7 protein-coding genes, 9 tRNA genes and 1 pseudogene are annotated in these 9,306 nt (G+C 41.9%); 1 reads left to right on the top strand and 16 read right to left on the bottom strand.

All coding sequences use genetic code 11. From position 1 onward, the window contains the following. The 7 genes and pseudogenes from WB217_RS06720 to queG all read right to left on the bottom strand — a co-directional run. The coding region (locus WB217_RS06720; RefSeq protein ID WP_423991836.1) for a DUF444 family protein at positions 1 to 239 on the bottom strand (239 nt) is incomplete at its 3' end. Positions 240 to 934: 695 nt separating this feature from the next. Beyond that, on the bottom strand, positions 935 to 1,111 hold the full coding sequence (locus WB217_RS06715; RefSeq protein ID WP_423991834.1) for a hypothetical protein: 177 nt from the start codon (positions 1,109 to 1,111) through the stop codon (positions 935 to 937). A 90-nt stretch (positions 1,112 to 1,201) separates the two neighbouring features. Further along, positions 1,202 to 3,096, bottom strand: a pseudogene (locus WB217_RS06710) (PrkA family serine protein kinase). A 559-nt stretch (positions 3,097 to 3,655) separates the two neighbouring features. Continuing rightward, the gene (gene nfsA, locus WB217_RS06705; protein WP_423991832.1) at positions 3,656 to 4,405 is read right to left on the bottom strand and encodes an oxygen-insensitive NADPH nitroreductase; all 750 of its coding nucleotides are present in this window, start codon (positions 4,403 to 4,405) and stop codon (positions 3,656 to 3,658) included. Between the two features lie 69 nt (positions 4,406 to 4,474). Beyond that, on the bottom strand, positions 4,475 to 4,954 hold the full coding sequence (gene trmL, locus WB217_RS06700) for a tRNA (uridine(34)/cytosine(34)/5-carboxymethylaminomethyluridine(34)-2'-O)-methyltransferase TrmL (RefSeq protein WP_335430218.1): 480 nt from the start codon (positions 4,952 to 4,954) through the stop codon (positions 4,475 to 4,477). Positions 4,955 to 5,108: 154 nt separating this feature from the next. After that, positions 5,109 to 5,990 (bottom strand): amidase domain-containing protein, encoded by an 882-nt coding sequence (locus tag WB217_RS06695; RefSeq protein ID WP_423991830.1) that lies wholly within the window; start codon positions 5,988 to 5,990, stop codon positions 5,109 to 5,111. Positions 5,991 to 6,135: 145 nt separating this feature from the next. Continuing rightward, on the bottom strand, positions 6,136 to 7,293 hold the full coding sequence (gene queG, locus WB217_RS06690) for a tRNA epoxyqueuosine(34) reductase QueG (protein ID WP_423991828.1): 1,158 nt from the start codon (positions 7,291 to 7,293) through the stop codon (positions 6,136 to 6,138). Between the two features lie 152 nt (positions 7,294 to 7,445). On the opposite strand from queG, the gene WB217_RS06685 reads away from it, so the two are divergent. Continuing rightward, a complete protein-coding gene (locus WB217_RS06685) occupies positions 7,446 to 8,114 on the top strand; it encodes a B3/B4 domain-containing protein (RefSeq protein ID WP_423991826.1) in 669 nt (222 codons plus the stop codon). Positions 8,115 to 8,319: 205 nt separating this feature from the next. Here WB217_RS06685 and WB217_RS06680 read toward each other — a convergent pair. The 9 genes from WB217_RS06680 to WB217_RS06640 all read right to left on the bottom strand — a co-directional run bounded on the left by WB217_RS06680 (position 8,320) and on the right by WB217_RS06640 (position 9,254). After that, a tRNA-Gly gene (locus tag WB217_RS06680) sits at positions 8,320 to 8,393 on the bottom strand. Between the two features lie 52 nt (positions 8,394 to 8,445). Next, positions 8,446 to 8,530: transfer RNA gene (locus WB217_RS06675), tRNA-Leu, on the bottom strand. Between the two features lie 42 nt (positions 8,531 to 8,572). After that, positions 8,573 to 8,647, bottom strand: a tRNA-Cys gene (locus tag WB217_RS06670). Between the two features lie 8 nt (positions 8,648 to 8,655). Further along, positions 8,656 to 8,730 (bottom strand) — tRNA-Gly (locus tag WB217_RS06665). Between the two features lie 6 nt (positions 8,731 to 8,736). Further along, positions 8,737 to 8,811: transfer RNA gene (locus WB217_RS06660), tRNA-Gln, on the bottom strand. 40 nt (positions 8,812 to 8,851) lie between these two features. After that, positions 8,852 to 8,927, bottom strand: a tRNA-His gene (locus WB217_RS06655). A gap of 11 nt (positions 8,928 to 8,938) precedes the next feature. Then, positions 8,939 to 9,012: transfer RNA gene (locus WB217_RS06650), tRNA-Trp, on the bottom strand. A 9-nt stretch (positions 9,013 to 9,021) separates the two neighbouring features. Further along, positions 9,022 to 9,106: transfer RNA gene (locus WB217_RS06645), tRNA-Tyr, on the bottom strand. A gap of 72 nt (positions 9,107 to 9,178) precedes the next feature. Further along, positions 9,179 to 9,254, bottom strand: a tRNA-Phe gene (locus WB217_RS06640). Positions 9,255 to 9,306: the final 52 nt, after the last annotated feature.

Genomic DNA, 9,306 nt, shown 5'->3' with positions numbered 1-9,306 from the left:
TGCTTATTCTTATCATAGTTATAACGAATTTTATACTCATCCAGTGACCTAATCGGTATCTTTACGACATCCCTGCCGTTGGACATGACAATACTTTCTTCTGTGATCAAATCAGGAAGATTATTGCGGATTGCTTCCTGCACCTTTTCCTGATGGCGCTGCTGGTCATCATGTCCTTTGCGGTGGAGGGACCAATCTTCCTGGGAAATCACGAACTGGTGACTACTCTCATCGGTCATTTTCAACCCCTCCTTTTAATGATCCAATTGACTGTAACAGAAATGTTCTTATTGTCATACAATATCCCGATGGCCATAAGCACTAAGGGAATTGTAATTACTCTATCTTATGCAGGAAGCGAAAATAATTTACAAATAATTTTGACAATTCTCCATTTCTCTTCTTCCAGACAAGCCCATTTTCTGTGCATGCCTTTTAAAGCGTGTTGTCCCTCCAAAGATTCATTGAAAAAATTTAATCTTCAAAGTTTTTTGTCCATGTTTTTGCTCACACCGACTCCCCCTGCGGCGGCTGCGATTTACCAAACTGAATGCCGATACTATACTAGAATGGTAGTTTTGCTAACTACTTTTTATGATTTATGTAAAACAGTTCGGAATGATAATGAAACATTTTTCAAAAAGGCTGTGTAAAAGTTCATCGTTGATTTTTAGCACCTGTTGATTGGAGCGGAGGGCACTCGACTCCTATGAAAATGCTAACGCATTGCATAGATAGTGGGGCAAAATCGAGGAAGCTGTTTCAATGTCCTGCAGGCTCACCTGACGCCCCTAGAAGAATTTGCTTATGAAAAAAAAGCTGGCAGTTGGGCTTTTTCATAATTCTTACTCGGAAAGCGAGTGCCTGGAGCGGAAATCAACAGTCTAGTTTAACAGATCGTTCAAAAAAAATAACCTTCGCTTTTCAGCAAAGATTACTCTTTATCCTTATTAAATTGAACCGGGTCTGGCGCTTTGCCATAGTTTTCCTTAAGATCTTGACCAGTGCGGCGGTTTTCCATCTGCTTCCCTAGGTTTTCCATTTCCTCTTCATTCCGGGCCATTGAACTGTTTTTAGGAACATAGTTTTTCGGCAATTCATTTTTGTTCATTCTAATCACCTCTTGCCGGTACTATTCCCTCTTTTATGCATTTATAAACTTAAAAGAGCCTGCAAAGACATTTGCAGGCTCTAACGAATTTTATCTATTTAACAAGCTTCCTACATAGCGCAGCAACTCGTTGGCCGATGTAGAATTGTATCCATGCTCGTCAATCAGCCTGGCGACTACATTGTTGATTTTCTTCAACTGCAGTTCATCGGGAGTCTTCGCAGAAGTCGTAATTTTTACAATATCCTTGAGGTCGGCGAACAGCTTTTTCTGGATAGCTTCACGCAAGCGGTCATGTGAGTTGTAATCAAATCGCTTTCCTTTACGCGCATAAGCGGAAATTCTGATAAGAATTTCTTCACGGAATGCTTTTTTCGCATTCTCGGAAATGCCAATTTGCTCCTCAATGGAACGCATTAGCTTTTCATCAGGGTTAATTTCCTCTCCAGTAAGTTGGTCACGCATTTTAGCCTTATTGCAGTATGCTTCGACGTTATCGAGATAATTTTCCATAAGCGTCTTAGCAGATTCCTCGTATGAATACACGAATGCTTTCTGAACCTCTTTTTTCGCGATATCATCATACTCTTTGCGAGCAAGTGAAATATAATTCAGATAACGCTCACGTACCTCTGAGGTAATGGATGGATGCTGGTCAAGGCCATCCTTAAGAGATCTTAATACGTCGAGCGCATTAATGGTCTTAATTTCTTTCCTGATAATCGTTGAAGATATTCGGTTGATGACGTAACGTGGATCAATACCGCTCATGCCTTCGTCCTGGTGCTCTCTCTTCAATTCTTCCACATCAGCACTATTGTAGCCTTCAACGTTTTCACCATCATACAGTCTCATTTTCTTTACCAGGTCAATATCGCCTTTTTTCGGGTCTTTCAAGCGTGTAAGAATGGTGAACATTGCTGCTACCCTTAGTGTATGTGGAGCAATATGGACATCATTTACATCGCTTTCCCTGATCATTTTGTCATAGATCTTTTCTTCTTCAGTAACTTTTAAGTTGTAAGGAATTGGCATCACGATGATGCGTGATGCAAGGCTTCATTCTTTTTATTCGAAATGAACGAACGGTATTCTGTTTCATTCGTGTGCGCCACGATTAGTTCATCTGCACTGATCAGCGCGAATCTTCCCGCTTTAAAATTTCCTTCCTGGGTCAAACTCAGTAAATGCCAGAGGAATTTTTCATCACACTTGAGCATTTCCTGGAATTCCATCATCCCTCGGTTCGCTTTGTTCAACTCGCCATCAAAACGGTAAGCTCTTGGGTCAGATTCCGATCCATACTCAGCAATTGTGGAAAAGTCGATGCTTCCTGTCAAGTCTGCAATATCCTGTGATTTTGGATCGGATGGACTGAATGTACCGATTCCCGTCCGCTTATCTTCTGAGAAGAAAATTCTTTCAACAATTACATCCTCTATTCTGCCGCCATATTCCTGTTCCAATCTCATCATATTAAGCGGAGACAGATTTCCTTCAATTCGAATACCATATTCATCATAGAAATCCTTACGCAGATGGTGAGGAATCATATGCAGCGGGTCCTCATGCATCGGGCAGCCTTTAATCGCATAAATCGCGCCTCTGTCTGTATGCGAATATGCCTCCAGCCCTCTTTTCAGCATGGTTACTAGAGTGGATTTACCACCACTTACAGGTCCCATCAACAGGAGGATCCTTTTCCTGACATCCAGCCTTTTTGCAGCGGGATGGAAATATTCCTCAACCAGCCGCTCCAATGGTTCCTCAAGGCCAAACAACAGTGAATTAAAGAAGGAATAGCGTTTCTTTCCTTTTTCTTTTTCAATTCCAGCATCTTTGATCATATTATACACACGCGAATGTGCCGATTGAGCAACCCATGGCTGTTCCTTCACGATTTCAAGGTATTCCCTGAACGTCCCTTCCCACTTCAGCTTCTCTTCATCCTGGCGGTATAACTCAATCTTTTTTAATATATCCATATGGACCTCCCCATGTAGCGTTATCAAGAGACGATTAATAAATTCTATGCAGCAAACAATTTGAACATGCGTAAAGGTTCAAGCTCCATGATTGTCCTTTTTTGTTTATACTAGTAAAAAATCATGCCATTCCTTCACAGTTTCAAACTTATAGGCTATAATAAAATTTATATGGACAAATCCAACAAAAGGGAGGCTTACATACATGAAACTTCTAATAATCATAGGCGTTACTGTTGCATTCTTATCTGCAATCTTCACTGCGGGATACAATGATAAGCCGGGCATCAATAAAAAATAAAAAGCTGCCGAATGGCAGCTTTTTTTATTTGGCTATGTTCACGATCGTATTTGGTCTTTGGTTTTCCCTGCTTTATAGCCTTGATTGCTTTATTTCATTCGCTAAGCAATTTTTACAAATCTCGAAAGCAAGTTTATTTTTTTAGGCTATCTCTTTTTCATATGGCTTTGTTAACATTGTCTGTGCTATAAATCAACATTGACCTTTAACACAGCCTTTTATAAACAACTCGCTATGAATTCCTGCATTTAATTTGTCTTATCTCTTGTTCAACTTCTGGTTCTCAACAAACTCCTTCATATACTTCCTCGACTTTCTGCCAAGCATCTTGGCCATTTGACTAGTCCAGGTATCTTCACGTTTGCCGCCAGTTCTCTCACGATAATAGTCCGATGTCGTTTGATTGTACTCTTTCAGCTGCTGCTCCAACACGTTCTGATCCTGCTCATACTCATTTTCCATATAGACATGTTCTAATGGCAGCCGTGGTTTTAGATCTGTTTCTTGATCTGGATAGCCTACTGCGAGACCAAATAAAGGCACTACATACTCCGGAGTCTTCAATACTTCTTTCACTGCCTCGAGATCATTCCTGATACCGCCAATATAGCAAATGCCAAGGCCCATTGATTCGGCTGCAATCGCAGCATTCTGTGCAGCAAGAGCTGTATCGATTAGTGCGACCATGAACTTTTCAGTGCTCTCTATGGAATCCGAAAGATCAGCATTTTCTAGATCGCCAATCATCTTATGACGGTAAAGGTCCGCACAAAAAACAAAAAAATGGCCATTTTCTGCTACATAGGACTGATTGCCTGCGAGTTCTGCGAGCCGCTGCTTTTTTGGCCTGTCTGTAACACCAATAATTGAATATGCCTGAATGAAACTTGAAGTGGAGGAAGCTTGCGCACTTTTCACGATCGCTTCGATTTGCTCCCGATCCAAAGGCTTGTCCTCAAATCGTCTTACCGAACGGTGCCGCAGAATAGTATCAATTACATTGTTCATGCCCTCAACTCCTTTTAGTTCTGTTTTTAAAATGTAATGCCAAAAAGGAGACCCATTATAATGGTCTCCTTAATATTTCCGCAAATCACGATAATCCTGCTGGCGCAGCGCCTCATAAATCAAAATAGCCGCTGTGTTTGACAGGTTTAAGGAGCGGATATTTTCATTCATTGGCAGCCTCAGGCATCTTTCAATATTATCTTCAATTACTTCTTTTGGAAGGCCAGTTGTTTCCCGGCCAAAAATAAAGAAGAAATCCTTTTCTGCCACACTATAATCAAAATCAGAGTGTGCCTTTTTTCCAAATTTCGTTACATAAAAAAATTCTCCGCCTTGATTCTTCTCATAAAAATCATCAAGCGATTCATAATAATGTATTTTAACGTGCTCCCAATAATCCAATCCAGCACGCTTCAGCATCTTATCATCCGTCGAAAAACCCAACGGCTTAATCAAATGCAGTTCTGTATCCGTTCCCGCACATGTACGAGCAATATTTCCTGTGTTCGCTGGAATCAGGGGCTGGTATAATACTACATGCAATGCCATGACTTTCACCTCTATCTAAAACTCTAACAGCTATTATACCACTACACTGCGGGACGACAAAGAAAAGCGCAGTCTGCATGGGAGAAAGCTTTTAAGTTTTAAGCCGCAAAGAATCTATTTGACATCATAAGAGCATGCCCATATGCCGAGGATGTCACTGATCATCGTTAATCGTGAAGAATCTATATTTAATATTTGGAGTATAAGCTGTTGAATCCTCGTACGCCCAGTACCTCATCCTGCTGTTATACGTATGTGCATTCACAAGCGGCATTCCGTTAGCATCATGCCCCGTGACAATCGTCGTATGGTCAAAGCGGCCATCACCCTGGAAATCATAGCAGATCACGTCCCCAAGCTTAAGCTCCTCAGCACTGCTCACCTCTCTGGCCCTCAGTCCGAGCTTTGAGGCAGGAAGATACCAGCGCATCGCATTGGCTACAGTCCAGCTGAAGCTCCAATTATTATTTTGCATCCACCAGCCGTTGCTGCGGTTTGGATAACCCCTCATCGGAGCTCCCCCAGTATGCAGGCATTGGGAAATATAGTTTGTACAGTCTACCTCGAATTTTTTATACGCAGGATTAAAGTCATTCCACCATCTCTCGGCATATTGAACAGCTTTTAAACGATCATATTGATATCCTGCCCTATTTTGTGATGACTCCTCTGCAAACACAGGCATGGATGCATCAACTTCTACTACTGGCTCAGATTCTTTCAACTTCTCATCTTTAACCAGCACGCCTTTATAAAACTCGGCCTGCCTCTTTTCCACTTCCTCTTCCATATAAAAGTGGCCCTTTAGCTTAATTAAGTATTGGAAATGGACATCGTACATTACCTTTACTGTCTCCTTGCCCTCCATTTTTTTTTCAATTCTGCCCTTTGCTTTCGCTTTTACTATTTCAGCAGATCTTCTTGAGCAGCTCTGCTTCTTTTTCTCGATTGCAGGGCATTCATGCAAAAGATTCCGTGGCATTGAGACACATTGAAGGACACGCTGTTCAAGCAGCTCCTGCAGTTGTTCACGCATGTTCATCACTCCCTTCATCTTTCATATTTATGAAGAGAGTCAGGATTTCACGCATATAAAAACTGTTTTATAAAGAATATAGCCCTACACCTGCACATCAAGGAAAAAGAAAAGAGGAATGGATCCATTTCAAATCCATCCCTCTTTATTTTGATAGAGTTGTTTCTGAACCACCCTTAAAGAACTCCAGCCCTTTACCTATCTCATTTAGAACATCTGCATCTTTTTCAGCCTTAAATGCTGCAGTGAGTGCAGTAAACGCTTCTTGTCCGCCAATTTTGCCCAGAGCCCATGCAGCCGTCCCCCTTAGGACGGGACGCGGGTCTTCATTCATTACCTCTATTAGCTCCGGAATGGCTGTTTCATCCTTATAATGCGCCAATGCAATTACTGCATTTCGCTGGATTGGCTTCTTTCCTCTCCACGACCCTGATACGTGTCCAAACTTCTCTTTAAAGTCACGATTGCTGATTGTTAATAATGGCTTTAACAGCGGTTTGGCAATTTCCGGATCAGGCTCCATTTCAGGGTGGAAGTGAAAATCCTTCCCCTTATTTTCCGGACAGACAGTCTGGCAGGTGTCACAGCCATATAGTCGGTTGCCCAGTTTCTCACGGAACTCATCTGCCAGAAACCCTTTCGTCTGTGTGACAAATGCAATGCACTTCTGAGAATCGAGCTGTCCGCCTTGGATAAGGGCACCAGTCGGGCAAACCTCAACACATTTATTACAGCTGCCGCATCTATCTTCCATTGGTGCATCCGGTTCAAAAGGAATATTGGTAATCATTTCACCAAGATACACATATGAACCAAATTCTGGGGTAATAATTGAACAGTTCTTACCGCTCCAGCCAATCCCTGCGCGCTCAGCAACAGCCCTGTCCACAAGTTCACCTGTATCGACCATTGATTTAAATCTAGCACCTGGGACCTTTTCAGCAATATAGTCTTCAAGTTTTTTCAGCCTGTCTCTTAATATCGCATGGTAATCCGTTCCCCACGATGCTCTGCAAAAAATGCCTCTTCGTTCACCCTTCTTGCTGACAACCGTTGTTCTCATCTTAGATGGGTAAGCGAGCGCAATCGATATGATAGATTTCGGCTGTTCAAAGATCAGCGCAGGCTCGGTTCTCTTTTCAATATCTTTTTCTTCAAAACCAGATTGATATTGGAGCTCCTGCTGTTTATATAATCGAATTTTCATTTCCTCGAAAGTCGATGGTGATGCAAAACCGATTTTATCTATACCAATTGTCTTGCTATAATCAATGATGTCTTGCTTAATTTTGTTAATGTCCATTGAAAGGTACCTCCTTTCCGTGAAGATTATTTTTCAAACGGCGTATCTATATAAACACATCTTTTGTAAGAATTCATTATGAAGTTCCTAATTTTCAAATGCACATCACTTTTATGATAAACTATTTTAAAGAAGTTTTGGAGGTGGAATCAATGGAAATTAAGGTTTCCAGTACAATATGTAATCACATACCCGGGTTTTCGGTGGGGGTTATAGAATATAAAGATATCCAGGTAGGGGACTCTCCGCAAATGTTAAAAGGCAGGCTTCAGCTTTTCCAGGAATCCATTTACTTTGATCTCTTAGAAAAGAATGTGACGGAGCTGGATGGCATTAAGGAATGGCGAAGTATTTTCAAAAGTACAGGAAAAGATCCAAACCGTTATAGACATTCCGCCGAAGCCCTTTATCGCAGGATAGCCAAACAAAACTATCTTCAATCCGTACATAGCGCCATTGACTTGAATAACTTCTTCTCACTTGAATACCAGGTCCCTATTGGTGTTTATGACTGTGATAAGATCAGCGGCAATGTTCAGATAAGAATAGGTTCTGAAACAGAAGAATACGCAGGTCTAAATGGCAGAATAAACAATGTAAGCAACTTAATTGTTTCCGCAGATGATCAAGGACCATTTGGCAGCCCATTCGTTGACTCAGAAAGGACTGCTGTAACGGCAGAAACCACTAACGCTCTGCAAATCGTTTACTTAAGACCATCGGTTTCACAGGAAAGCAAAGAAAAAATGACAGAATCACTAATGAACATGTTCATTCAAATTCACGGGGGATCAGGTACGTATAAAATTGTGGGATGCTGAGGCATCCTTTTTTCAATTAGTTTGTTTTACTCAAATTTCCTTCAAAAGGGGATTAAAGTCATTTACCTTTTTCCTAACCTTTTTACCCCTCATAAGAATTTCCTGATTTACGTGCAAGTGATCATACAATCATTTCAGCTTAAAACATAAAAAAACGCAACACTTCGTTTTCTGGAAACGAAATGCTGCGTTAGTTACGTATGTATGGAGCGGGTGAAGGGAATCGAACCCTCATCATCAGCTTGGAAGGCTGAGGTTTTACCACTAAACTACACCCGCATACATATCAAATGAAATAAAGAAAACAGGTATCCCTGTTTAATAATAAAAGTGGTACCGGTGGTCGGGGTCGAACCGACACTCCAGAAGGAACACGATTTTGAGTCGTGCGCGTCTGCCAATTCCGCCACACCGGCGTATTAAAATGTCTTACTTTGCAAATACCATTAATAATCTAATGGAGGCGGCAACCGGATTTGAACCGGTGAATAAAGGTTTTGCAGACCTTTGCCTTACCACTTGGCTATGCCGCCATACTTATTGGAGCGGAAGACGGGATTCGAACCCGCGACCCCAACCTTGGCAAGGTTGTATTCTACCACTGAACTACTTCCGCAAAAAATGGCTGGGCTAGCTGGATTCGAACCAACGCATGACGGAGTCAAAGTCCGTTGCCTTACCGCTTGGCTATAGCCCAATATATTGTATGCACATATTATTAAATTTGTTAATTATAATGGGGCGACTGATGGGAATCGAACCCACGAATGCCTGAACCACAATCAGGTGCGTTAACCACTTCGCCACAATCGCCATTATAAAATTGGCAGGGGTAGTAGGAATCGAACCCACACCAAAGGTTTTGGAGACCTTCGTTCTACCTTTAAACTATACCCCTAAAGAAAAATGGTGGAGGGGGACGGATTCGAACCGCCGAACCCTGAGGGAGCGGATTTACAGTCCGCCGCGTTTAGCCACTTCGCTACCCCTCCATTATAACATGATTTTGATTTATGAAAAACCCATTTAATCATGTTTCATGTGAAGATAAGTATTTTTATAAATGGTGGCTCAGGACGGAATCGAACCGCCGACACAAGGATTTTCAGTCCTTTGCTCTACCGACTGAGCTACTGAGCCACAAATGGCGGTCCCGACCGGGATCGAACCGGCGATCTCCTGCGTGACAGGC

Origin of the sequence: Mesobacillus sp., from assembly GCF_049588175.1 — a bacterium.
In the GTDB taxonomy this organism is placed as follows: Bacteria; Bacillota; Bacilli; order Bacillales; family Cytobacillaceae; genus Mesobacillus.
The sequence above is the reverse complement of the archived record's forward strand: the minus strand, read 5'-3'. Positions and strand labels throughout refer to the sequence as shown.